This is a genomic window from Psychrobacter cibarius, assembly GCF_016107535.1.
GTDB classification, from domain to species: Bacteria; Pseudomonadota; Gammaproteobacteria; order Pseudomonadales; family Moraxellaceae; genus Psychrobacter; species Psychrobacter cibarius.
On the sequence record NZ_JABASQ010000023.1, the window covers coordinates 22,591 to 47,789 of the forward strand.

Genomic DNA, 25,199 nt, shown 5'->3' on the forward strand with positions numbered 1-25,199 from the left:
TCAATCATTTGAGTGATTATATGATTCAAGGCTATCCCATTGTTTATATGGATGAAAGTGGCTTTGAGCATGAGACAATCAGGCCTTATGGCTACGCACCGATAGGTAGACCTTGTATCGATCGCTATAACTGGCAAGGTAAAAAACGTACCAACGTCATTGGTGCCCTGTACGAAAGCCTACTATTTGCACTTGATTACTTCGAGAAAAACATCAATGGAGATGTATTCTATAACTGGTGCAAGTACACGCTAATACCGAGCCTGAAAACCAAGTGCGTAATCGTAATGGATATGAGCGAGGAGAAAGCAAAGCACTGCTTTGCCCGAGCGCAAGGCGAGAGCTGTGCTCGAGTGACAAGCTTTCATAAACGCGTGCAAAAGCTACTTAATAGACACGGCCATCGCCTGTTATTTTTACCACCGTACAGCCCTGATCTGAACCCTATTGAGAAAAAATGGGCACAGGTGAAGTTTCTACGACAAGGGTGGATGGAGAATAATCTGCCTAAACTGTTTCATGATATGGGCTGTATCGATTTTATATTAAACTGACTATATATAGCAGGTAATGCTGCGCTAGTATGAGTAACTAGTCAGCACAATGATGGTTATTAATCGGCATGATAAGATTAAGGGCACTGTGGCTTTCTAAGTGTACGCCTGTAACATTGATTTCTATTAGGTCGCTATTATGCGTATAATGTAGAGCACAAATAGTAGCGGTTTATCCTGATATAAATGTGCAATATTAGCGCTTATACAAAACGAAAATTACGTCTGAAAATCAAGTCTAAAGCCGATCAAAAATAAAAGCCAAATGAAGATTACCATTGTGTTTTTAATCGAGGTGCCAACGTTATGTACTCAAGTAATCCAGCTGAACAACTGAATCCCACTATTCAAAATCGCAACGCATTAAACTTAGACAGCTCTCAAGCCGTTCGAACCGCGTTTTTTATCTCAGATGGCACAGCGATTACGGCGGAGACGCTTGGCCGCGCTATCTTGAGTCAGTTTGCTTCAGTACCTTTTGAAACACGAGTGTTGCCATATGTCGATAGCTTAGAGCGTGCAGAAGACGCCGTTGAGCAAATCAACATGGCGTATCAACGAGATGGTTTGTTGCCATTGGTCTTTGATACGATTGTTAACCCTGATATTCGTGAAAAGATAAATTCTGCCCAAAGCTGTAACTTGGATATGTATGAGGGTTTGATAGGTCGCGTCGCTGAAGAAACGGGTGTGGAGCCTGACGGACATTCGGGTCATGCACACGACGATGTGGATTCTGAGACTTATAAAGAACGTATCGACGCGGTGCATTTCGCTTTAGACAATGATGATGGTGCGCGTACGCGTCATTACGATGCGGCCGATATTATTTTGGTGGGCGTATCGCGTTCAGGCAAAACACCGACTTCTTTATACTTAGCCTTACAGTTCGGTATTCGAGCAGCAAATTATCCTTTGACCGAAGATGACTTGTACGATAATCAATTACCAAAAGCATTGCGCGAGCACAAAGACAAGCTGTTTGGTCTATTGATCGATACCGATCGCTTGGTGAAAATCCGTCAAGAGCGCCGTGCGGGCAGTCGTTATTCGAGCTATCAGCAATGTCAGCAAGAGCAGCGGGCAATACAAGGGATTTATATCACGCATGGTATTCCAAGCCTTGATGTCTCTGAGATGTCTGTTGAAGAAATCGCTACGCGCATCTTGCAGATGACGGGTCTCAAACGCCGTATCGGCTAATAAAGTATAAGCTATCAATGAATTGCTTGAATCAGTTAACGATTTAGCAATAACGATTGCTCCAAAAAGAACCAGTATTTAAAGCATCACTATTAATAACCATCATTTAATACCATCTCATTATCACATAGAGAATATTATGAGTTCATCTTATAAGTCTAGCAAGACCCCTTTATTATTGGCCAGCTTGCTGAGTGCGGTCAGTTTACTGAGTGCTTGCCAAACGTCACCTTTTTCACGTGAGCCAGTGCCTGAGCCACGTTATATCCCAACCATTGTATTGGGTGAAGCGCAAACGCTAACAATTATGCCTAATCGTGTGGCCTGCGCCTCAGCATTACCGATGCAATGTTTACTGGCCAAATCAAGCAAAGATGGCAGTGTGTTTCAGGTACCTTATGATTGGATTGATGACTTTAAACCAAGCCTTGGCACAGAATATGTGATTAGTGCGCGTCCGCAGATTGATGAGGGCCAGAAAAGTGCGACTGGGCATTGGACATTGCAAAATATTGTGTCACAACGTATGGTGGGCACGCCTTAGTCGTGTGGTTTTGACTCAAGCAATTATTGATTCATACACAGTCTGAAAATCAAATAAATAAGTAAATGTAAAGAGGACACGATGGGAACTAAAAAACCAAGCGACGCGACCAATGATATTGGTAAGGACATTCATACCGAAGTATCGAATAAAGAAAGCGGTCGCGTACCGAATCCTGAGCATACTGAAGGCAAAAATAAAAAACAAAATATTGAACAAACCCATGAGCAGGTCACTGATGATGTCATGCACCATCCTGATCTTATTAATCCGCTCGATGATACGCGAATCGATATCAAGTCTGGTTATACAAAAGATTCACGTCGCTTAAAAGGCGATAACCACGAGTATGAATATGATGCGGTCGTTTTAGGAGCAGGTCCTGCTGGCGAAGCGGCGGCTATGAAACTGACTAAATCTGGCAAAAAAGTGGTGGTCATTGATCCACGTGATCAGGTGGGTGGTAACTCTACTCATGTGGGTACGATTCCAAGTAAAGCACTGCGCCAATCGGTATTTAACCTCATTAACTTTCGCCGTGATCCTATGTTTACCAAGGCGATGGAGTACAAGCAAGTTCCTCTAAATAGAGTGCTTGCCAATGCTCGAAAAGTCATTCGCAATCAGGTTAGTACGCACACACGATTCTATGAACGCAATCGCATTGAAGTGATTCAAGGTTGGGCAAGTTTTATTGATGCTCATACTTTGCGTGTTGAAACCGATGACAATGTCTTTGAAACCATTACCTTTAATAAAGCCATCGTAACGGTTGGTAGTCGTCCTTATCGCCCTGAAATTTTAGACTTTAACCATCCGCGCGTTTTTGATTCTGATAAAATTTTGCAAATGGATTATGTGGTCAAAAAAATTATCATCTATGGTGCGGGCGTGATTGGTTGTGAATATGCCTCTATCTTTACGGGTCTTGGTTATAAGGTTGATTTGATTAATAACCAAAATCAATTGCTCAGTTATCTCGATAGCGAGATTAGCGATGCTATCGCGCATGACTTTAGACAATTTGGCGTACTGATTCGTAGTAACGAAGAGATTGATCATCTTGAAACGCATGACGATTATGTCGTCTTACATCTAAAGAGTGGTAAGCGCATCAAATCTGATGCCATTCTTTGGTCAAATGGTCGCTCAGGTAACACAGAAGGCTTAAACTTAGAAGCGATTGGTCTAAAAGCAAACAGCCGTGGTCAATTAAAAGTTGATGATACCTATTGTACTGAAATCGAAAATATCTATGCGGCAGGCGATGTGATTGGCTGGCCATCTTTGGCTTCTGCCGCTTATGACCAAGGACGCTGTGCGGCGGCCTTTATGGTTGGTGATAGCGATGCGGAACCAGTGTCAAGCGTGCCAACTGGTATCTATACGATTCCTGAGATTTCTTGTATTGGTAAAACTGAGCAAGAGCTAACCGACGAAAAAGTCCCATACGAAGTGGGTCAAGCATTCTTTAAGCATTTGGCACGAGCACAAATCATTGGTGAACGCTCAGGTGTCCTAAAGATTTTGTTCCATCGTGATACGTTGGAGATTTTAGGAATCCATTGCTACGGTAACCATGCATCAGAGATTATCCATATTGGACAAGCCGTGATGAAGTGTAAGAGTAATAATACACTTGAGTACTTTGTGAATACTACTTTTAACTATCCAACGATGGCAGAAGCCTATCGCGTGGCGGCACTAAATGGTCTTAATCGTGTTTTTTAAGTGATAGAATCTTAAAACGTTATAAATAAAAAAGCGTCTGCTATGTTAGCAGGCGCTTTTTTTGATTCAAGATCATCGATTTGGCTTTTATTGATGGCAGGCGTTAATGACATGCAATCGTTTTTTGCTTTAGGACACTGTTTTAAGTGCTTTATTCGCGTCATGCCAGCGCACCCACATAAGTAGCGCAAAGTAAAACACCCATAAGGCGGCTAGTGCATAAAACCCAGTAGAAACTTGGGAAATACTAGCCCCCATTTGATTAAGCTGAACGGAGGTGTTGATACCCGGTGTCGTGGGTACGAACCAACGTATGATTTGTAAAACTGTGGGCAGCTGATCTGCTGGCCACGGATAACCACTGACAAAAAACATCGGTAGTGAGCTAAAAATTAGGATTTGCATACTACGTTCGCGCTGGCGAAACCAGAGTCCAAGCACACAGCCAAGTGTCGCCACGGTTGGACAAAATAACAAAAGGAACAGTAAACTACCAAGCATGTTTTGCCCACGCGGATAGTGGTGTAGCTCAAATGTCCAGCCATAATAAAAGCAGCCAATAATGAAGCTAAACATACTGAGCGCAGCAATTCGCCCAAGCCAACCACGGATACTCGTCGCATATCGCCGCTGCTCATACCACGTACCAATCAGCATCGCTGTGGCGATTAATAAGGTTTGTTGCAAAATTAGAATAGAGACCGCTGGCACCACGTAAGCGCCATAACCTTCCGTTTGATTGTATAAAGGAACAATTACTAATGGCACCGCTTGAGTATTAGAAGCCGCTGTTGCTGAATAAGCACCTTGTGCCACATTTTTTTTGACTTCAATCCCTGCTGATACCGTACTGACTGCTTTTAAAAACCCCATCTGTACGTTTTTATTTAACAGAAAGTAGCCGCCATTACCCAATACGCTGACGCTTGCCGCTTTTCCTGATAGTACTTGCTGCTCAAGCCCACTTGGAATGACCATGTACCCAGCGATTTCATCTGACCACATGGCCTCTTTAGCCTGCTGCTCGTTGAGAAAAAGCTGTGTGTCTAACTGCGGACTGGCACTCGCATAGCGAACGATGGTTCGTGATAGATTACTATTGTCGTTATCAATGATACCAACAGGTACATGGTTGACCACTTCTGTCGAATACGGCCAAGGATAAAAAAAGCCATAAATAATAGGGGCAATCAGTAAGAGTAATAGCACACCTTTATCAGAAAAGATGTCCTTAATGGTCTGTAAAAAACTACCGAAGAAACTAGGTGTTGAAGACTGCTTGGTTGAATCTGACGTTGTCGAAGATAAATGGTCTTTTGGTGGTAATGACATTAGCGCGCCCCCCAACGTTCAGGATGCGCCAGCGCGCGTTTGGTTAATAAAGTAGTCAAGCTCATCGCAATCGTCGTGGCAATAGCCAGACCATAGACGATCGGCAATGACACAGCAACAGGCGCTTGCATCTGTAATTGTGCAATGTGTAGTTTTAGATAGTGAGTGAGTGGCAGTGCATCTGACCAATGCCGAGCACTGTCACTGATAGCAATATAAGGGAAGGTCACACCAGCAAAGGCATAAGAAGGTGCTGAAATAAAACCAGTAGCAGACAAGCCCATGCGTAATGAAAATGAGCCTAAGGTAAAGATAGCACCCAGCCAAAACGATAGCATTATTAATAATATCAAACCAGCATAAGTTGCAAGCACTGAGCTCATGGCAATGGATTCTTGCGGCGTGGCAAGCCATAGAGCCAACATCGCCCACATGCTAAAGGCCAATGTCGGCCAAAAGTATTTGCCTAACAGACCAAACAATAATACTAAAACGTTTGCACTCTCCATCATATTTTCATTGGCAAGGCTAGAGACAGAGATTTGATCGTTTTTGCTCAAGTATTGGTTGTTTTCTACGGCATTTAATATTTGCCCTGATGTTGACTCGTTTTTTGTGATTCGCGTCAAATCAGGATGACCTGTACTGATAAAGCGATACCAGTGGCCGAGTCGTTTATCCCGCAGCTCGCGACCAATCGTCGTTGCACCGATCACCATCGCTAAAATATGCAGCAGCGCGGGTATGACGGTTGAAGCCAAAAACTGCTGATAATCGGTGGCTGCGTTAAATAGGCTGATGCGCTGTATACCAATCGGCGAGTAAGCAATCGCAGCTTGCGACGGTGCCATGCCTTGTTTGACTAAACGCTGTATCTCAACGCCTGCCGATAACGTTCCAGCGACTGCTTGAACGCTGGTCTGGATAATGCCCGAATGTGTGCCGTACTGAGCATTTACTTGTAAAATCAATGGAGCAGGCTTACCAGATAAAATATGCCGAGAAAAATCTTCAGGGATAATGACAATAGCGTAAATATCACGCTGCAAAATAGCCGCTTTTGCCTCAGCCTCTGAGTAATAAAGCTGTCTAACCGTTAGAGTAGGGCTGGCTTCCAAATAGCGTACCGCGGTATTGGCAATCGGGCTATTGTCTTGGTCTATCACCCCAATGGGCAAATCCGTAATCTGCGTTTGTGAAAATATCCACCAAATCAGTAAAACGGTTGCCAGTGGTATCCATACCACCATACTAAAGTCCCACGGGTTTTTGGTCAAAAACCGTCGCTCATAGGCAGCACTACGTAAAAAAGCCTTACTTAACTTCATCAGGTGCATGGCTTACTCTTGGCTTGCATTAGTAAGTGCTGGATTGACGCGTACAATAACGCTCATACCTGAACGAATACGTGCATCAGGAGTCGTCGGACGTGCCTTTACTTCAAAGGTACGTACATCGAAGCCGTCATCATTATTGGTCGGCCGCCAAGTGGCAAAGTCAGACAATGTTGACGTAGCATAAACGGTGAACTGTTTGGTATAAGGCTTATTTGCTGATGACAGCGCAGGAATCGTACCAGTAAATTGCTGACCAATCGCAAACTGGTTTAAGTAGGATTCGGTGACATTGAGTACGACCCATTGCTCATCGGTATTGACCAACGTCAAGATAGGCACGCCTTGTCCGATGACTTCACCCGCGCTGACAATGACATTGTCCACAATGCCTGCAATAGGGCTTTTTAAATTGGCTTCTTCTTTTGCCACCAGTGCTTCTTCTAGTTGGGCATCGACTTGTGCTACTTGTGCTGTCGCCGCTGATTTATCTTCACTGCGTGCGCCTTCTTTTGCCAAGTCGTATTGTAAGCGCGCCGCTTCAGTTTGATCTTGAGTGGCCAGATATTGCGCATATGCCTCATCGCGTTTTTGCCGTGCCATAAGACCTTCTTCATAAAGGCGGTTGACACGCTGGTAAGTGTTCTCTGCCAAATCAGAAGCAGCTTTGTTGGCTTGCCACGCCGCTTTTGCTTGAGCAATCTCTTGTGGACGGGCGCCATTTTCGGCTTTATCTAACTGACTTTGTGCCATTTGCTTGCCAGCCAGCGCCTGATTGATCTTTGCGTTAATCTCAGGCGAGTCCATTTCAATCAGCTGTTGCCCGACTGTCACTGCATCACCTTCTGTGACCAGAATTTTGGCAATACGTCCCGGCACTTTTGCAGCGATGGAGGTTTGCTGCATCTGCATCTGCCCTTGCAAAGTCACGACTTCAGGTTCGCTATGCTGATTGCTTTTATATAGACCATAGGCAATAACACCTAATACAATCAGAACCAATAGCGCCAGAAGTGCCTTTTTTATCATGGCAGATTTATCCACTTTTTCTGCATGGCGCTTATAAGTAGGTACTTCTTGCTCATTTTCAGCATCAGTTGCTTGATCGTTATGGTTATTGACTGAGTCGGTAGATTGCTCTGAGTCGTTTAACTTGCGCGAGTCGTCTGATTCGTTGGTAGATTCAGTCATGACAGTGAGATTCCTAAAGCAGCAAAATTGAGGATAAAGGGTATGTTATTAGTACATTCTGACAGCATAAGGTTTGGCGCTTTCTAAGGCTTCAGAATTAAAAATCGCACCAAAAGCGACGATAAATGCTGAATAATAAAGCCAAAGCATAATGACCACGGCAGCTGAAAGCGCGCCAAACTCAGCGCTATAGTTATTAAAGTTTTGCACATAAATCGAAAATAGCACAGACAATACAATCCAAAGAATGGTCGCCAGAGCTGCTCCTGGCACCAGTTTTTTTAGCGCGACGGTGTCACGGTTTGGGGCTAGGCGATAGAGGCTTAAAAAGCTCAAAAATATGATACCAGCCAATATAGGCCACCTGCTCCAAAGCGCAATCGTTTTAGCTATTTGCGGGAAGGGGAAATAGGCTGCCCCTACAGGAATAATAGCAATAGAAGAGACCGCTATAATCAAGATTACTACCGCGCCAAAGGTTAAGCTGACTGCTAAAATGTTACCTTGTATGAAGCTTCGCTCTTGAGTGATATGAAAGGCAAGATTGATAAGAATAATTAAAGATTTAACACCTTTAGAGCCAGCATAAAGGGCGAGTAGGGTCGATAAGACAAGACTGAACGTGAGCGTGGATGTGGTATTAGAGACCAATGCGCTTAGGCGTGAGTTGAGGACTTCATACACCGTATCGGGTATAAATGGACGCAAAATCGAGATTTGCTCTTGCATCTCAGCTGGTGAAAACGCGAGACCATAAAGCAGCACAAACACCGCCATTACTGGAAAAATTGATAAGAAACCAAAAAATCCCACGCTCGCGCAATGTGCCCAAACATTAGAGTTGTTCGCAATACGCCACGTCTTTAATGAAGGCTGCAGCCAGTTACTTATTAATTTAGAAGTCGGGTTTTTCATAAAACAGTATTCGCAATAGAGTTAGCAATAGTATGGTTAATGGCAGCTTCATGATAATTAGTATGGTCAGGCTACTGTAATAGTATTGCGGCGTTAACCTCGCTTGAGGTATCAAATATACCTCTTCGCTCAGCTGCCTTGTCATACTTTCAAATCGAATCAACTATATAAACGCTTATCCACACTATCTATCATTTTCAAATTAAATCATTACTCAGTATACAAAGTCGGTAATCGAATATCAGCAGCATTAAGATAGGCATTAAAGGCAAGAGGCGTACCACAGCTTTGCATGAGTGCGGCCAGCGATTGTACATAGCTGTTTGCCGCTTGCGCTTGTTCAGTACGTGCTTTAAGCGACTGCGTTTGTGCTTGGACTACCTCAATCGGTGTATTTACACCTTCTTGTAGCCCCAACTGGCGCAAACGTAAGACTTCTGCGGCTAGATCTACGTTACTTTGTAATGCCTGATAACGAGATTGGGCATTGTTAACATCGTGCCAGTTTTTTTCGACCAGTAATAATAAATTGTCACTGACTTCGATTTCAGACAGATCCGCTTGGCGTATTTTGGCATTGCTCGACGCGAGTGACGCATTTTTATCAAGACCACCCCACAGCTTCCAGCTGGCTGATATACCGGCTACCCAACTGGGGTCTTTTTCAATTTGCCCGTAGCCATAGAGCATAACGGTAGGCTTGTGACCAGTATCTGATAGCGCATGTAGCTGCTCAGCTTGTGCGCGTTTGGCGGCGACTTTTTGTAGACCTGGGTGATTGGTGAGTGATAAATTTTGAAAATAGTTTACATCGGGTAAAGGACGGCTAGAGACAAATAACGGTGTCGTGGGTTTGATACGATAGTCGGTGCGCAATAGCCGCTGTAAAGCCATCATCGCAAGACGAGCATCGTTATTGGCATTGACGGACTCACTTTTTGCATCGGCAAGCGCAGATTGTGCTTCTAAGCGATCAACACGCGAGATAAAACCTTCTTCAAAAAGCCGCTGCGCCATATGGTCAGTCTGCTGCAAGGTATCATAAGCATCTTCGCGTAAATAAGCGGCAATGATGGCCAGCTGTGCCTTAAAGTAACGCTCAATCAGGGTGTTATAAAGCTCGTTTTTATCCAATAGACTGTCTGCGACGGCTTCTTGGGTACGGGCATTGGAAGCACCTGTCAAAGCGTTGGTACGTCCAGCAGTATAGATGGGCCAAACCACGCCCAGACCTGCACCAGCCGTTGAGCCTGAGCGCTTTAACTCATAAGAGTCTGGGATACGCTCACCGACCAATTCACCAAAATTTGGCAAATCTGGTAGCGGTGGAATAGGCGGAATCACATTATCGATACCATTATTAACGTCATTAACAATACCGTTTTTCAATGATGATAAGTCAAGATCCGCGTCTAAGTTGTAAGCGTTGGCTGATAATTGGGCAAACACCAATGGATTGTCTAAGGTTTTGAGCGCATCTGTTTGGTATTCACTAGCAGCAATCGCCGCTTGATTGGCGGCCAGTTTCGGTGACACTTGCAATAAAATATTTTGAGCTTGCTCAAGGCTTAACAGGCTAGATACTGCTAATGGATAGCTATTATCAATACTTTTATGGGTAATGGGATCGATAAGCGTTGTTAAGCCAGTTTTTTGCTCGGCTTGACCCATATCTGTATCTATCGTTGACCTTTTATTTTGAATCTCATTTTTATGAGCGTTGTTTTGAGCGCTGTCTTGAATGCTGCTTTGAGTACTGTATTGAGTGTCAGCGTCGATAATTTGCGTCACTGCAACGGCTGTGACCTCATTCGGTGACTCGATATTATGATCAGTAGCGCTTGCCAAAGCAGGCGCCGCTAAACCCATGAACGTAATCGTCATCACCGCAGTAGACAGAGTCGATAAAGCAAATTTCATAAGTCACATAAGCCATTAATTAGAATGCAAAGTATTTTAGAGTCAGGCAAAAAAGTATCAACTGTTGTGGTCAAACCCTGTCCAAACAGTTCAATATGGTCAACCATTAACAGAAGTCAATATTTTGTTATGGATAACAAGCGCTACACTGTAGTGGCACAATAGTGACGGGTCAATGCTCAGTATTTGCTTACTGTGCGTTGAATAAGCCATGGTTTTATGTTAGAGGTCGGGTGTTAAGACAAATAATAACATCATTTGTTAATTAATAATAAAAGGTTTATCAAGTCATTAGCATTTAAATCGATTTTAGATCACTTTTAAAAGCTGTCAGCGATAATGATGGTTAGTGATGATTGTTGTACTACAAAGCAGTTTATAAACTATACATAATAGTGGTGTGTGCTATATTTCAGCACCTTATAGCATTGAGTAAGATTAAAATGAACAGCATTTATTTTAACTGTCAGCAATTGCTCATTGGCGCAGTGCTAATGTAAATAAAACTGGCTATTGTGATAAGCGTTACTCACAAAAAGTATGTGCTATCAATAAAGACTCGGCTATAAAATATAATTGTAAAAAATGAATGCGACAAAATAGGATGTGAGTAATGGCAGGATATATTTTGGCTTTGGATCAAGGGACGACATCGAGTCGAGCGATATTGTACGATGATCGTGCGCGTCCGATAAAAATGGCACAGCAGCCCACCACTTTACAAACCCCAAAAGCGGGCTTTGTCGAGCAAGACGCGCAACAAATTTGGCAAACGCAGATTAGCTGTGCCCATGATGTGATTAATCAAGCAGGGCTACTTGCTACCGACGTCACCAGTATCGCGATCACCAATCAGCGTGAATCTATTGTCATGTGGGATAAGCAAACGGGTAAACCTTTAGCCCCTGCCATCATTTGGCAAGATCGCCGTACGGCGAGCTACTGTAAAACACTCGCAGCTGAGAGTGCCAGTAGCATGATGAATGGCAGCGATGATGATGTGACAAGCGAAGTGCAACGCATTACAGGGCTACGTTTAGATCCATATTTTAGCGCCAGCAAAATCGCTTGGTTATTAGAGCACAATCCGAAATTGAGCGTACGAGCCAGTAGAGGAGAAATAGCGGTTGGTACTATAGACAGTTGGCTCATATATAAGCTAACCGGTGGCGAGCATGTCATTGATGTGACCAATGCTTCCCGTACTTTATTATATGATATCCACAAGCTTGAGTGGTCAGAAGAGCTGTGCGCCCGTTTTGCGATACCTATGAGTATTTTGCCTAAAGTCCTACCATCTGATGGTGACTTTGGTAAAACCAAAAAAGGACTATTTGCCAAACAAATTCCTATTCAAGCGGTATTGGGCGATCAGCAAGCGGCACTTTTTGGACAAGGCTGCCTCGATGCTGGCATGGCTAAAAATACTTATGGTACTGGGTGTTTTATGCTGATGAATATTGGTCAAAAACCCAAACTGAGCGAGCATAAACTACTAACGACAATCGCTTGGCAACGAAAATCCACACCGACTCGTCCAGACAATTTATCGTTCGATCAAATTGTACAGTCAGGCAAACGCATGTTGCAGCCACCCAGAAAGGAAGTCACTTATGCCTTGGAGGGTAGTGTGTTTATGGCAGGTGCTATTGTCCAATGGCTACGGGACAATCTGGGTATGATTCAACAAAGCAGTGAAGTCGAAGATTTAGCCCGCCAAGTTGATAGTAGTGAAGAGGTGGTGTTACTGCCTGCATTCACAGGGCTAGGAGCACCCTATTGGCGCTCCGATATCAGCGCCAGTATTACTGGTATGAGCCGCGGCACAACTAAAGCCCATATTGCTCGTGCTGCGTTAGAGGCGGTTGCCTATCAAACTTATGATGTGCTCATTGCCATGCAAAAAGACAGCCCTCATCCATTAACTGAGCTAAGAGTAGATGGCGGCGCGGCCAATAATGACTTATTGATGCAGTTTCAAGCTGATTTACTCGATGTGCCTGTCCTGCGTCCGAGAGATACAGAAATTACTGCCAAAGGTGCAGCATTGCTCGCAGGTTTAAAAACGGGGCTATATGATGAAGGGACGATGCAAGCATCATGGCAAGTCGATCGTGTTTTTGAACCCCAAATGTCCAGTGATATCCGTCAACAACATCTTAATAAGTGGCAACGAGCCATCGATAGAGCACTGACATCCTTATAAGTATTGAACAGACACATTAAAATATTGTAACAACTCAATGAAAAATTACTTAAAACGCTTCACTGTCCTACAAAATCATTATAAAGATACAGGCTGTAACGCAAGGCAATCGCAATCTGGACACAATTTACACAACCTATCTATCTGTTGTTATCCATAAATTTCTATACTTTAGGCGACTCAAGTAACACATGAATCAAACAAGACTGCTAATTTTTAGCACTTAATAAATCTAAAATATAACAAATTAATTTAAGGATAAAATTATGAGTAACTATGACGGTATTGATCGCAGTGAAGTAAAGCATATGTCAAAAGAAGCTAAGCAGGATCTGAATGCTGATATCATCACAGGTGAGCCAGGTTCGCATCCAGTAGGCACAGCTATTGGTGGTCTTGGCGGCGCAGCAGCGGGTGCAGCAATCGGTACAATGGCAGGACCACTTGGCACACTCATTGGCGGTGCGATTGGTGCTATCGTTGGTGGCGGTGCAGGACATGCAGCAGCAGAAGCGATTGATCCAACACGTGAAGAAGCTTACTGGCGTGCAGAATATGCAAATGTTGATTATTACAAAGAAGGTTATGACTTCGACCGTGATCTACATCCAGCTTATGCAGTAGGGTACGCCAACCGTGCTCGTTATCCTGCGGATGCACGTTTTGAAGACCATGAAGCTGAATTAGAGCGCTCATGGCATGAAGTAAAAGGTGAATCACGCATGGAGTGGGAAGAAGCACGCAAAGCATCGTATGACGCATGGAATCGTGTATCGTAATAAGCGAAACTAACAGCACATTTGATTTAAGTAAGTAGACAGTATATAAGCTTACTACCTTATCACTGGGCTTAGTCTGATTGTAGACTTGGGTCTGCTAATAGACTAAATACTTTCAATTTATGCTATTTTAAAGTCTTCAAAGATTTCTTTGGAGGCTTTTTTGCTGTATATTACTAAGTATGAATATATTAAACAGCCAATCATCTTTGGAAGCAATATTCTAGAATAAAAATAATAGGTAATCTATGAACAATAATGCGGAAGCTAAAAGCGCCAGACAATTTTATATTGCCACTGCCAACTTGCTCAATTTTGCCAACCCTAACCGAATTTATTATGACAATGCGCCAGCTTACAGTAACGATGAATACGAGCACAAGCTAAGCGGCATCACCGATTTATTAGCAAAAGCACATGCTGATATTATTGCGGTACAAGAAGTCTGGGATAGTAATGCGCTTGAAGCGTTGGCGGTGTCGTTGGGATTTAAGCCCGAGCATGTTGTTGTTCCGTTGGCAAGTAACGACCGTTCAAGCCCTTATACCCATGGCAAAGGGGCACAAAACACTCCTGCCGTTGGTATTATTAGCCGTTTTGAGCAATTAGAAAGCCGCTTGCTTGAAGATATTGCACCAAAAGCGGTGATTGATATCCCTGATATTGGTCCTTACCAGCGCTTTAATCGTCCACCATTGGTAGTGCGGGTCGATGCCTTTGGTCAACCGATAACGATTATTACGGCGCATCTAAAAAGCAAACGGGCATTTTTCTTGCGTGATGAAAGTGGCAATTTGTTAGAAGACATGGACGATCCAAATATTCGAGTCCGTGCCAAGCTCCGTAGCTTATGTATGCGCGCCGCAGAAGCAGCTTCTATTCGCATGTCTATTATAGAGCGCTTACGTCATACTCGTGAGCCATTGATTTTGTTAGGCGATATGAATGATGTCACCGGTAGCGTCACCACCCAATTGATGGCTGAGACTGGTGAAGTTAATTATGACAAAGGCATGCGCGATGTTGCATTATTCGATGCTGCCCGTATCCAAGCACGCTATGGTTGGATGAAAGATGTGGCATATACCCATATATATCAAGGTATGCCAGAAGTGATTGATCAATTATTTGTTTCAGAAGAGTTTCTTCCTGATAGCAAGTTTTCACTGGGTCAGGTTGAAAGAGTAGACTATTTCAATGACCATTTAAAGTGGGACTATGCAGATAGGGTCATCGATCATGGTATTATAAGAGCGAAAATTAAACTCAATGATTAAATTTTTTACATTACGTGGTTAACGCTATTAAATGATTGACCTATACATTAATTTTTAACCCATTTATCTCCCTTGCTTGATAGTGTACAAGCGTTTATGATGCCTCTCCATTAGACATAGTAGCGCTAATATCAGTGCTACATTATTAGCTAATAGGATGTAATTCTTCAATTTAGGGCGAATACTATCTATTGAAGATTATATTTATAAAATAGGGTGTAACATTAAGAGACTTATGATGAGCGAAAATAAAGACGAAAAGATTGAAGATGTGTTGGTAGATTCGGAACTGGCAAAAAAACTGGTCCCGAATAAGTTTAAGTTTACCAGCCAACAAGGCCGTGCGCGCCGTCAAAAACTTTTGGCTGGTGCCAAGAAGTTAAGTGAAACACAACCTATCAATGACATTACTTTGGCAGCTGTATGTGAAGAAGCAGGCATTCCAAGAGCTTCTGCTTATCACTTTTTTCCTAACATAGAAGCAATATTTTTAGCATTGCGTTTTTTGAATGCTATCGAAATATTAGAAATAGTAGAAACAGTCGATATTGGTAATTATGACAGATGGCAGGGCTATTTGACGGCGCTTATTGATAATTGTGTGACGATATTCCATAACGACGAAACCAAAGCCAAGCTCATTTATGACACGAACACGCCTGATTTTGAAGGTGATAGTTTTGGTGAAGATATCGATCATCAAATCGTCGATTTGGTTTATAAGCGTTTATCAGAGCGCTATGAGATGCCGAGTTTCCACGATATTCAAGACACGCTATTGATTGCTTATAGCATTATTAATGCGATATTCACATTGTCTTATCGTCGTCATCAAAGCATTACCAATGAATATATCCAAGAAGCAAACACTGCATTTATCGCTTATTTGCGTTGCTATCTACCAGAAAAGCTACCGCGTAAGAATCGCTAGTTTTTTCGCTATTTAGATGATGCATAGACATTAGAGTGTGATTAACATGCTCTAATGTCTGCTAAGTAAATACAAAAAAAGCCGACATAATATGTCGGCTTTTTTGTATTTACTGCCTTGCTGAGCAGTGATAATAATGGACTTAACGGATAGGCGTCAATACTTGCCCACGGCAACTATCAGCACTCGCATCTAATGTCTCATATTGCTTATAATAGCTGACGATCAGCTCTTCCAAAGCGACGTTGGTCTGTGAATCATGGGTATTGACGTATGCTTCGCGGGCTTGTTCAAGCCAACGATCTGCCATGCGAAAATGGATGCCTGATTCCCGCCAGCCGCGCTCGCATTGGTTCGTATCAGCCCAAATTAAAGCGACCTCGCTGAAAGCTATCTCTCGTGGTGCTGACTCGATACCACCGCTATCTTTTAGCGCGCTTAAGGTTGCCCATAGATCGGGGCGCATGAGAGCAGAGTTTGATGGTATGTCTTGAATAAGGTTGAGATCTTGTTCCTTGCCATTTTTTAAGGTAGTCAAAATCGTCTCTGCTGCCTGTGCTGCTTGCTGTCCAGCAGGTGAACGACTATTCATGCTATCTTGATGGATAGCGTAGTTAAGCCAGGCCTGAGCTTTATAGGCAAAGTATTGTTGACGTGCGCTCATATTTTTTTGTTGATATGGTTGTAACTCTGTCAACATACAGTTCATAGCACGTTGGCGCGTACTTTGGTATTTTGGGTGGTGAGACTGAGTTTGGACATCATTGGCACAGTGAGTAGCGTCATGGGTTACTGCCACTTCAGGAGTATGATGACTCGCCGATGCAACCGAGGTCATTGTTAGGAAGAAAACGGTTGATAATAAAGCCTTTATAGGCTGTTTATAATGGGCTGCTTTGTCGGCAGGATTAGGCATGATGCAAAACCTCATATTAAGCGGAGCAGTATCAATATTGGTGTTGGTACTTGCGGTTTTTGGCGCTGATCTCATCGCTTATTAAAATATATCTGTCATATAATATGATGAACAGCGCGATAACGCCCGCATTGTCGTCAGATGATAACACGACAATGGGGATAAATTACAATGTAGAGTGAGTCGTCAAACGCTGGTTCTTACGTGGATCATCACGTTTGAATAGGTCTTCGTCAAACTTGAAACGTAATCTAAAGTAAGCGCCTTCCATAGTGCTATCGTCATAAGCGATGTCTTCATCCTCAAAGCCCATGAAGTTATAACCTAGTGACAACCAAAGATTGGTCATCGGGCTATAGCCTACTTCCGCACCCAGCATATAAGACATATCATCTGCTTGTTTGTTCCAATAAGTGCCTGCTTGCAAGCCCACATCCCAGCGCTCACTGATGTCATATAGACCACGAGCATAAAGCGCATGGGCTGTATTGTCGCTACTGATATTATCAGCATCAAACTGAGTATATTTACCCGCGTAACGGCCTGATAACGTCAACGGACGCGTTGGATGATAGTTACCACTCAATGACCAAATAACGGCGTCTTTTTGATAGGCGTCATCGCCCGTACTGTTATCATCTAAGCGATACTCAAGCTTGGCTAACATGTCTAACTGATTGCTATCATAATCACGATAGGCAGCTCCTAGCTGGAAACGATTAATCGTGCGATTGCCATCGTCATAATCGACGCGTGAGTAGATGTCTTTGGCCAACAGAGTCACATCATCAGTATAGCGATAAGCAATACCAGCGCTACCTAGCAATGTGTCACTGGTCTCACCCCAACGCTTCTCAAAACGCGCCGAGGCTTTATAATCTTCTTTCGCAAGATACTCTACACCAATGCCAGCTGCCGTTGCGGTGTTCTCGGTATCGCCCTCTAATGATTCAACACGCTCAAATAAAGTATTGATGGTTAAACCTTGCTGGACATACCATTTGTTCTTAAGCCCAATGGCCGCTTCAGCTTCGCGGGCACTGATAGCATCGCGCATGCGGTATTCGCTATAGACTTTGCCGTCTGTCATGTAGTTGGCGTCAAAACCAAATACGGTACGCTGGCGTTCTTCAGTATCATCAAGACCATAGCTACCAGATAGACTGTTGATCAAGTCATGACGGGCGTATAGGCGACCTAAACCACCTAGCGGCGTCTCGCCTCCGATGGAGGTGGCATTACGATTACTGTTATCAATATCTTGCTCATATTCTGCAAATACTAAAGAGTCATTGAGCTTGGGTAACCGTGCCGTGATACGAGCGCGGGCGGTAGTACCTTCAATATCTTTTTCAGAATCACTGACATTATTTAGCGCTGATTGATTGATAATATCGTCATTAAAGATAGTGTTATCAGTCACATCTACGACGTCTGTTACCGCTTGGATATTGCGTGAAGCCGCTGTCGCATCTTGCTTATAATAACGTAAGCCAATCTCGCCAACGATGTTGGTGCTCAAACGCTGTTCAATACTGGCTAAGACACCTTGGCGGCTAGCATCAGTGGTATGATCTTTAGTGCGCACGCCTTCTAGTTTTAGCGCGGTCTTTTTATCATTAATTAAATGAGTGACTTCGACGCCCGATTCAGCGCGCCCAGCAGTCTGCGGCGAGGCACCAGTCACGAAACCTTCGTCAGTATCGTTATAATAAGCTTTGGCACGAGTGTTTTTCTTGTTATCAAAGTCAAGCTCGATACGCAAGGCATTACCTTCTGCGTCCTGACCGTCTAATTCTGTCGCATTGATTTGATTGCTTGGCTGAAAATTTGGATTCTCAGCTTTATTCATCGCGTATTCAGCGACCAGTTTTAGCTTATCGTTAAACTTGATAACGCTGTTGACGCTAGCCAGCTCTTCTTTGTTAAGAGGATCAGCACTGTTGACATAGCTACCACCGATGGCGACTTTATCAGTCAACTGCTGCTTGGCAGCAATGCCACCGACCAAGTATTTTTCGCCGCCTTCATCTACTTCTACAGTGACTCGTAGATAAATAGGGTTGCCATCGATGTCTTGGCTAGCGATAGGGGCTTTTAAAAATAAGCTGCGACTGATAGGGTCAATTTCATAATCAGCAAAGCGGGTAAGGGTCTCACGGCTAATGATCAAGCCTGGATTGTTGGCGTCACGAGTGATCACTTCGACAGTTTCTGAGTTTTCTAATACGGCATCAAAGTTTTCAGCCAATGGATAAGGGCCTGAGATACCAAGACCACGAGTCTCATTGACGCGCTGGCTGGTACTCGTCTCCGCGACAAAGGCGGTAATGCGAGTATTGCTATCTTCATACTGGGCTTTTAGGCCAGTCAACGTACGGTTATATTGACCTAATTTAATACCTTCATCGTTATCGATTTGAGTTTTTAAGTCGCCATACATAGCAAATGAGCGGCCCTTGTCCAAGCGCACATAGAGTTTGCTGGTAGATTGCGCATCAAAGCCCTTGGCTGATGAATCACCATAGACAGGATAGTATTCACCAGGCTCGATATCACGGAACAGACGCTCGCCTTTTTTGTCGCTGTCATAAGCCAAAGTGAGCAGATAATCGCCACGTACTTTGCCTTTAAGAAACATCGCGGCGCGACCAGAAGCGGTATAGTCATCGTTACCAGCGAAATCATTGAGCTCTTGCTCAAAAGCGCCTTGGGCGTCAGTAATGCTGCTGCCATCAAAGTCTTTAAGTGAGATCGCGCCTTCGACGATGCCGACGGCAATGAGAGGACGTAATTGCGCGGTAAATTGTAACGGGATAATCTGTTTACTGCTACCAGTGTCGATGACCAACTCACCTTTACCCGGTACACTCGGTGCAGTCACGGGTATGAGTAGCTCACCACCTGAGACAATAACTTGCGTACCAGCTTGATCTTTACTGCTGTCATTAAGATTGATACGGCCGATATTGGTATCGATAGTGATAGGTGTTGAGGCGATATAAGGACGGCCATCACGGTCTTTTAGGCTAATAACGACTTGATAATCGCTAACGCCATCTGCCGGTACTAGCTGCGCTTGAGTGCGATAGTCAATGGCTTGTAAGTTGTCTGGCGTTGATACTTTAATGGTTTGCTCAGAGATAATTTTGCCATTCACGTCAGTAGCGACACCGCGCAAGATATTGTTGCCACGCTTTAAGTCGACGGCATAGTAATCAAAGGCAGTCACATTCTGTTTTTCTTGCTCAGCTGTTTTGCCGATTTGTTGTTCTGATACTGCTTTTCCATTGGCATATAGTGTAAATATTGAACCTAGTGGCGCTTGCACCTGTACCATTTGTTTATAAGTGCTGAGCTGTTGACCTTCGTTTAAATTGATAAAAGCCACGTCATTGTTAGCCACTTCTTTGAGATATTCTTCCAGCTCTTTTTCTACTGGCGGTGCTACCGTAGTGACGGTCATATCAACACGATTGGCGGCTGGATTGATCATCTCATTGACGATAGCAGAGTCACAGTTGCTGCCCAGATCTAAGTCGCCATTGATGTTGCAGCCACTGGCGTCTACATTATCATCGTAGTCACGATTGTAGTCAGGATCTAGGGTTAGCTCGGTTTTTACTGCTTGCTCAAGGCTATCATTCTTAGCGCTTACTGATTTGCTACGAGCGACAAGCTCTGTATTCAAACGCTCAGTGCTATCGCCCATACCGACCACGATACCGAAATCGGCACGATGTAATTCGCCATATTTTAAATCAACGAAACGGCTGCCAGCATCGCCCGCATTGCGATTACTTTGGGTGACCATCTCGGTTGAGTGAGGGATGGTGGTGCGGTCAACTTTTAAGACGTGAGTTTTGGCACTGACACCATAAAAGTTATATTTACCTTCAGGATCAGTCACGACAAAGTTACCGTTTTCCATGTAGATACGCACGCCTGCAACGCCAAGTTCGCCATCTTCTTTTTGTTGAATGCCATCACGGTTGATATCGTGGTAGACCTTACCGATGATGATGCCATCAGTATTCATGACGCCGCGCTCTACTTCAATCTTCCACTGTGCTTCTCTTGAAACTAAGCTTTTACCTTGCTCATTGCTAGCAACGGCAGTCGCGCGGTTGATGCCATCACCGCCCAATGATGAGGAACCGATTAAGACACGGTAAGTAATTTTTTTACTGTCGCCATTTGCCATATTACCTAAATTTAGCACCTGATATTTACCATCAGCTTTAAACTCAGTGGTTTGCGCTTGGTCGATATTGATATCAGCAGTTTGGTTGATACGTACACTACCATCTACATAAGCAAAACCACGTGGTAGGGCGTCTTTTAGTTGTACATCGTAAGCGGTAGAGTTGCCACTATTGGTGATATTGATGGTGTAACTAACATAATCACCAAATTCAGCGCTTTTAACGTCGCTTTCTTTGGTGACGACTAAGCTTGGGCTATCATCGACGATATTGATTTGTGTATTTAAGTCATCTATACGTACGGTGAAGTCACCTTCGCTTGGTAGCTGCTCAGCGCCAGTGCCGACAGAAGGCGCGATACAGGCGTCTAGACTCGCAGTCAACGTGTCATTTGCTAGAGTCTGAATAAATTTGTCATTGATAGCATTGGCATTGTTTTGTGTTGGTGCTGATAGCTGATATTTACCAGTACTATTGCCCGTCTCAATCGCTTTCAATGCGTATTTGTCACCCGTCAACAAAGAGGTAATCGTGACCCATACTTGATCTGGCTTATCTAGTTGAACGTTACACTGCGCATAGCTGGCATCGATATAGACGTTGTCATCGATTTGCGAGGTGGTTTTGTTTTCGTCAAACTTAGGCGTTGTAAATTTGATTTCAGGCTCAACGATGATCAGTCTATCAATCGCGTTGACACTCGATACGGATGGGTCCTCTAAAACGACAGCGCCAATTTTAATATCTGCAGTATCGCCACTTTTGCCGTTAGCATCTGATAAAGCTTGCACGATAAACTGGATACTTTCACTGTGTCCAAGTTTGATTTGTGCGCTTAAATTATCGAAAATAACTTCAGTATCACCATTATCAACGACGCCGTTTTTATTTAGATCTTGATAGACTTTTAAGTTTGAGAGCGTTGGAGATACAGCTAATGTTAGCTCAACAGTCTGGTTGCTATAGCTGGTATTGCTTAGGACGTTTACCCAGTTAACCAAGGCGTTAGGCATAACGGTGAGTAACGGCTGTTGAGTGAGTTCAATACCGTATTCAGGAAGGTCTGAGGCTTTGACTTGTACTTGGTTTGAGGTGCTAGATATTGTGACGTCAGTCTGGTTATTGACGTTATAGCTAGCATTTGCAATATTGTTGATGATTTGCAGATTAGGGTTTGCTGCATCAGCTGCAATCGCGATATTTGATTGCATAAGCAACATTGCCAATGACAGCGCAGAGATCTTTGCTGAACACAATGCAGTACGATTAGACGGTGTCATGGTAGATAGAGTCATATGTCGCTTATCCAATAAAATATCAGTGAGGGTAAGTGTAGAGATTCTCTAGCTTGAATAATGAAAAGTGATTAATTCAAGCTAGAGGAGATCTATAAGTATTTGACTCTTATAGAAATTGACACGAGATATATCATGTAAATATTGAGGTTATTTAGCCGCACCAGTTTCAAGAACTTTAGTTGAGAAATAAACCGTTCCTGTTTCTGAAGGCTTTAGACTACTAAATGTACCAGTGAGCGTTGGTGATGCATAATTGCCATTAGCAACAGCTGAGCCATTATCTGTTACAGACGAAAAGCTAGTGGTGTTGTACGCAACTTTTTTGGTATCAAAGATATCGGTCACAACAACAGTATTTAGCGTTTTGTTGGTCTCAGTAAAAGTATTTTTAGCAGTGATTTTGTAGTAGATACATTGTCCAGGCTTACCACTAAGCTCAGTGCTTATATAGGTAAGTGAATTTGCCGTAACGCCTGTACAAGCAGCAATAACTTGAGACTTAAGTAGGTTTAGGCCTCTTAATGTCGTAGTAGAGGTAGTGTTTTTATTAGAAGGGGCTGCTGTTCCGTCTACAGTGGTTTGTGGTAATACAGTGATAGTCATCACTTCAGAAGTATCAATGTTAGTAGTCGCGCCATTAACATTACTACTTACACCGTTACTGCTAACTTCTACACTAATGATAACTTCTGCATTAGGTGCTAGCCCAACAATCACTGCCTTGTTCAGATCATATTGATTTCCGTTAGATACTGTAGGATCTAATAAAATATCATCGTCTACATTGTATACACCGTCTTTGGTGCCGCTCTTGCCACCATCTACGAATACTCGAACGATATCGACTGCAGCAATAGGGGTGGTTGGGTTAACTGAAAATAGTACTTCACCAAGGGCATCTGCTTCTGTAACATCAGTACCTTCGTTTTTAATGGTGTATTGATATATATTACCAGTACTAACTAACGCTACTTCTTTTTTAAGATCATCAGAAATGGTGATATTACGTACTTGGTTACGGGTAGAAACAGTAGCGTCAGTGTTATCATCCTTACCATCTTTATCTACAGGTAACTTCGTATCTTCGTAATTATTTTCAGTACCTTTGTCATCTGATCTATCTACTAAATCAGCATTAGTTATCCCAGTATCGTTAAGAGTGTCGTCATTTACTTGAGCGTAATTGACTAAATCTGCACCACTAGCTGTTGTAACACTAGAATCTTTGATAGCACGGAAAGTAATTGTGATCGTCTCACCTTGCTTCAAGTTTTGACCGATAACATTAACTATCTTGTTGTTATTGCTGCCGGTGAAAGTAGGCGTAACAGCAGTAGAGGCAGTACCAGAAGTAGAGCCAGTGACAACGGAAGTAGGTGCAGTTGTAGTAAGGACTATCAATCCAGTAGGTAACGCGTCTACGATATTAAAGGCTTTGGCATCAGCATTACCTTCGTTTTTGACAATAATGGTATAGTCGATATAAGCGCTTGTATTGGCAGTATCGAAGATATTATTGTCGAGATTAGTATTTGCAGACTTAGTAATGGCGTAGATAGGTGTCTTGGTAATGGCGTTGTCAGTATTTATAGCCGTATAAGTCGCTTCAGTACCAGTACCTGGATTCTTAGTTTTCAAATAAGCACTAGATGCAGTAACTGTTAGGATGCCATCATCACCAACTTTACGTTTGCTGTTAGAAGTTGCAACTATGTTGATAGTAGCAATTTCATTAGGCGCTAAAGTGATTTTACCGCCATTAGCAATTGTCTTAGAGGTAGCGTTTAAATTTGTAGTATAGGTTATAACGTAACCGCTATAATCAAAATCGTCTTGTCCTGTACCAGCCCCGTTAGTCACGTTAGCGATATCAATGGTGTATTCATCAGTGACATTACCTTTGTTCTGTAGCGTATGATTGAACTTTACATTTTGGTTAGCTTGTGGATTGATAATCTTATTTGTGTTATCAGTTAATAGTTCAAATGAACTTAGCTCATTTACTTTAACAGTAACGGTATTCGATGTTGCACTCTGCTTATCAGCCGTATTAGTACCAACAAAATAAGTAGCTGTTGCTTGGTTAGTAACATCAACTGTAATATCACTGCCAGTACCAGTCGGTGTAGCAGCGTTAGTAGCAGTAGTCACGCCCATAGCAGCTATAATTCCAACGGTTAATACTGAGTAATTAAATAAATTTGGTTTCATACGGTCATTCTCCTAAAAGGGTGATTATTCTACGATTGTATTAAGCGCCACGGCGGCAGACTTCTGTGCTGGTAATAACTTGATATTCCAGCGCAGGGTACGGTACTCAGAAAACGGAATTTTGACCATTTTGCCATTGACTTTACGCATCAGTGGCATATCGGCATAGTTCTTGCCATCGATACTGGCTTGAGCACTGGTAGGATTAGCGTCACCAGTGAAAGCCATATTGGCAGGGATAGGCAATACGACCGCCAGATCTTGGATATCTTTGTTAATAATATTGCTATAGGTTGCTTTGTATTGAATGACCGTACCTGCTGGAGCATTACGAACTGGTAGATAAGAGACCTTACCTTCGGCGTTTTTGATGACTTGATTGGCTGTTAAATCCATTTTTAAGGCATCATTGGCGTGAGCAGCACTTAGTGCTATTACCGACGCTAAGCTTGCTAATATGGCACTGCGTAAAAAATTAAAACCTTTCATATCGTATTCCTTGCTTAAACCATTATTATCAAGTCAATCTTGACTTCGTCCCATGCAATATAAAAACTGCAATCAACTATGAATAAGAGATGCTGATAAAGTTAGAATTGAACCGCCCCGGGATTGTCGGAGACCTAATATTCTGAGAGAATACGACAATGAA

General features: G+C 43.1%; 17 protein-coding genes. 8 read left to right on the plus strand and 9 right to left on the minus strand.

All coding sequences use genetic code 11. The annotated features are described in order from the left end of the window. The first annotated feature begins 8 nt into the window (after positions 1-8). The 4 genes from JFC08_RS11485 (at position 9) to sthA (ending at position 4,032) form a co-directional block, all read left to right on the plus strand. Positions 9-554 (plus strand): transposase, encoded by a 546-nt coding sequence (locus JFC08_RS11485; protein WP_198330786.1) that lies wholly within the window; start codon positions 9-11, stop codon positions 552-554. 306 nt (positions 555-860) lie between these two features. Next, complete coding sequence (gene ppsR, locus JFC08_RS11490; protein WP_045446910.1) at positions 861-1,757, plus strand: posphoenolpyruvate synthetase regulatory kinase/phosphorylase PpsR; 897 nt, start codon at positions 861-863, stop codon at positions 1,755-1,757. A gap of 139 nt (positions 1,758-1,896) precedes the next feature. Then, positions 1,897-2,301: a DUF4377 domain-containing protein gene (locus JFC08_RS11495; protein WP_045446913.1), complete on the plus strand. Its 405-nt coding sequence runs from the start codon at positions 1,897-1,899 to the stop codon at positions 2,299-2,301. Between the two features lie 81 nt (positions 2,302-2,382). Continuing rightward, positions 2,383-4,032, plus strand: coding sequence for a Si-specific NAD(P)(+) transhydrogenase (gene sthA / locus JFC08_RS11500; protein WP_045452107.1), 1,650 nt, complete (start codon positions 2,383-2,385; stop codon positions 4,030-4,032). 129 nt (positions 4,033-4,161) lie between these two features. On the opposite strand, the gene JFC08_RS11505 is transcribed toward sthA, so the two are convergent. From JFC08_RS11505 to JFC08_RS11525, 5 genes are all read right to left on the minus strand, one after another. Continuing rightward, positions 4,162-5,364 (minus strand): ABC transporter permease, encoded by a 1,203-nt coding sequence (locus JFC08_RS11505; RefSeq protein ID WP_198330787.1) that lies wholly within the window; start codon positions 5,362-5,364, stop codon positions 4,162-4,164. After that, positions 5,364-6,701 carry an ABC transporter permease gene (locus JFC08_RS11510; RefSeq protein ID WP_198330788.1) on the minus strand — a complete coding sequence of 446 codons (1,338 nt, stop codon included), beginning with the start codon at positions 6,699-6,701 and terminating at the stop codon, positions 5,364-5,366. Before JFC08_RS11510 ends, JFC08_RS11505 begins: the two co-directional genes overlap by 1 nt. 3 nt (positions 6,702-6,704) lie before the next feature. Continuing rightward, a complete protein-coding gene (locus JFC08_RS11515; RefSeq protein WP_198330789.1) occupies positions 6,705-7,889 on the minus strand; it encodes an HlyD family secretion protein in 1,185 nt (394 codons plus the stop codon). A gap of 48 nt (positions 7,890-7,937) precedes the next feature. Further along, a complete protein-coding gene (locus JFC08_RS11520; RefSeq protein WP_198330790.1) occupies positions 7,938-8,804 on the minus strand; it encodes a YihY/virulence factor BrkB family protein in 867 nt (288 codons plus the stop codon). 210 nt (positions 8,805-9,014) lie between these two features. After that, positions 9,015-10,724 carry a TolC family protein gene (locus tag JFC08_RS11525; RefSeq protein ID WP_198330791.1) on the minus strand — a complete coding sequence of 570 codons (1,710 nt, stop codon included), beginning with the start codon at positions 10,722-10,724 and terminating at the stop codon, positions 9,015-9,017. Positions 10,725-11,337: 613 nt separating this feature from the next. On the opposite strand from JFC08_RS11525, the gene glpK reads away from it, so the two are divergent. The 4 genes from glpK to JFC08_RS11545 all read left to right on the plus strand — a co-directional run bounded on the left by glpK (position 11,338) and on the right by JFC08_RS11545 (position 15,917). Then, the gene (glpK, locus tag JFC08_RS11530; RefSeq protein WP_198330792.1) at positions 11,338-12,930 is read left to right on the plus strand and encodes a glycerol kinase GlpK; all 1,593 of its coding nucleotides are present in this window, start codon (positions 11,338-11,340) and stop codon (positions 12,928-12,930) included. A gap of 266 nt (positions 12,931-13,196) precedes the next feature. Beyond that, positions 13,197-13,709: a hypothetical protein gene (locus JFC08_RS11535; RefSeq protein ID WP_045446919.1), complete on the plus strand. Its 513-nt coding sequence runs from the start codon at positions 13,197-13,199 to the stop codon at positions 13,707-13,709. A 248-nt stretch (positions 13,710-13,957) separates the two neighbouring features. Then, the gene (locus JFC08_RS11540) at positions 13,958-14,986 is read left to right on the plus strand and encodes an endonuclease/exonuclease/phosphatase family protein (protein ID WP_198330793.1); all 1,029 of its coding nucleotides are present in this window, start codon (positions 13,958-13,960) and stop codon (positions 14,984-14,986) included. Between the two features lie 238 nt (positions 14,987-15,224). After that, positions 15,225-15,917: a TetR/AcrR family transcriptional regulator gene (locus JFC08_RS11545; RefSeq protein ID WP_055124242.1), complete on the plus strand. Its 693-nt coding sequence runs from the start codon at positions 15,225-15,227 to the stop codon at positions 15,915-15,917. Positions 15,918-16,059: 142 nt separating this feature from the next. Here JFC08_RS11545 and JFC08_RS11550 read toward each other — a convergent pair whose 3' ends face one another. The 4 genes from JFC08_RS11550 to JFC08_RS11565 form a co-directional block, all read right to left on the minus strand. Next, positions 16,060-16,833: a hypothetical protein gene (locus tag JFC08_RS11550; protein ID WP_198330794.1), complete on the minus strand. Its 774-nt coding sequence runs from the start codon at positions 16,831-16,833 to the stop codon at positions 16,060-16,062. A 166-nt stretch (positions 16,834-16,999) separates the two neighbouring features. Next, positions 17,000-22,333: an SdrD B-like domain-containing protein gene (locus JFC08_RS11555; RefSeq protein WP_198330795.1), complete on the minus strand. Its 5,334-nt coding sequence runs from the start codon at positions 22,331-22,333 to the stop codon at positions 17,000-17,002. Between the two features lie 150 nt (positions 22,334-22,483). Continuing rightward, positions 22,484-24,547 (minus strand): DUF11 domain-containing protein, encoded by a 2,064-nt coding sequence (locus JFC08_RS11560; RefSeq protein WP_198330796.1) that lies wholly within the window; start codon positions 24,545-24,547, stop codon positions 22,484-22,486. Positions 24,548-24,571: 24 nt separating this feature from the next. Beyond that, entirely contained in the window at positions 24,572-25,036 is a 465-nt protein-coding gene (locus JFC08_RS11565; RefSeq protein ID WP_198330797.1) for a hypothetical protein, read from the minus strand. Positions 25,037-25,199: the final 163 nt, after the last annotated feature.

Excerpts from the sequence above, each read along its gene's own strand:
- JFC08_RS11555 (WP_198330795.1), bottom strand. The coding sequence starts at position 22,333 with ATGACTCTATCTACCATGACACCGTCTAATCGTACTGCATTGTGTTCA.
- JFC08_RS11535 (WP_045446919.1), top strand. The coding sequence starts at position 13,197 with ATGAGTAACTATGACGGTATTGATCGCAGTGAAGTAAAGCATATGTCA.
- JFC08_RS11525 (WP_198330791.1), bottom strand. The coding sequence starts at position 10,724 with ATGAAATTTGCTTTATCGACTCTGTCTACTGCGGTGATGACGATTACG.
- JFC08_RS11540 (WP_198330793.1), top strand. The coding sequence starts at position 13,958 with ATGAACAATAATGCGGAAGCTAAAAGCGCCAGACAATTTTATATTGCC.
- sthA (WP_045452107.1), top strand. The coding sequence starts at position 2,383 with ATGGGAACTAAAAAACCAAGCGACGCGACCAATGATATTGGTAAGGAC.
- JFC08_RS11505 (WP_198330787.1), bottom strand. The coding sequence starts at position 5,364 with ATGTCATTACCACCAAAAGACCATTTATCTTCGACAACGTCAGATTCA.
- JFC08_RS11510 (WP_198330788.1), bottom strand. The coding sequence starts at position 6,701 with ATGCACCTGATGAAGTTAAGTAAGGCTTTTTTACGTAGTGCTGCCTAT.
- JFC08_RS11565 (WP_198330797.1), bottom strand. The coding sequence starts at position 25,036 with ATGAAAGGTTTTAATTTTTTACGCAGTGCCATATTAGCAAGCTTAGCG.
- JFC08_RS11495 (WP_045446913.1), top strand. The coding sequence starts at position 1,897 with ATGAGTTCATCTTATAAGTCTAGCAAGACCCCTTTATTATTGGCCAGC.
- JFC08_RS11520 (WP_198330790.1), bottom strand. The coding sequence starts at position 8,804 with ATGAAAAACCCGACTTCTAAATTAATAAGTAACTGGCTGCAGCCTTCA.
- glpK (WP_198330792.1), top strand. The coding sequence starts at position 11,338 with ATGGCAGGATATATTTTGGCTTTGGATCAAGGGACGACATCGAGTCGA.
- JFC08_RS11550 (WP_198330794.1), bottom strand. The coding sequence starts at position 16,833 with ATGCCTAATCCTGCCGACAAAGCAGCCCATTATAAACAGCCTATAAAG.
- JFC08_RS11545 (WP_055124242.1), top strand. The coding sequence starts at position 15,225 with ATGAGCGAAAATAAAGACGAAAAGATTGAAGATGTGTTGGTAGATTCG.
- JFC08_RS11515 (WP_198330789.1), bottom strand. The coding sequence starts at position 7,889 with ATGACTGAATCTACCAACGAATCAGACGACTCGCGCAAGTTAAACGAC.
- JFC08_RS11560 (WP_198330796.1), bottom strand. The coding sequence starts at position 24,547 with ATGAAACCAAATTTATTTAATTACTCAGTATTAACCGTTGGAATTATA.
- ppsR (WP_045446910.1), top strand. The coding sequence starts at position 861 with ATGTACTCAAGTAATCCAGCTGAACAACTGAATCCCACTATTCAAAAT.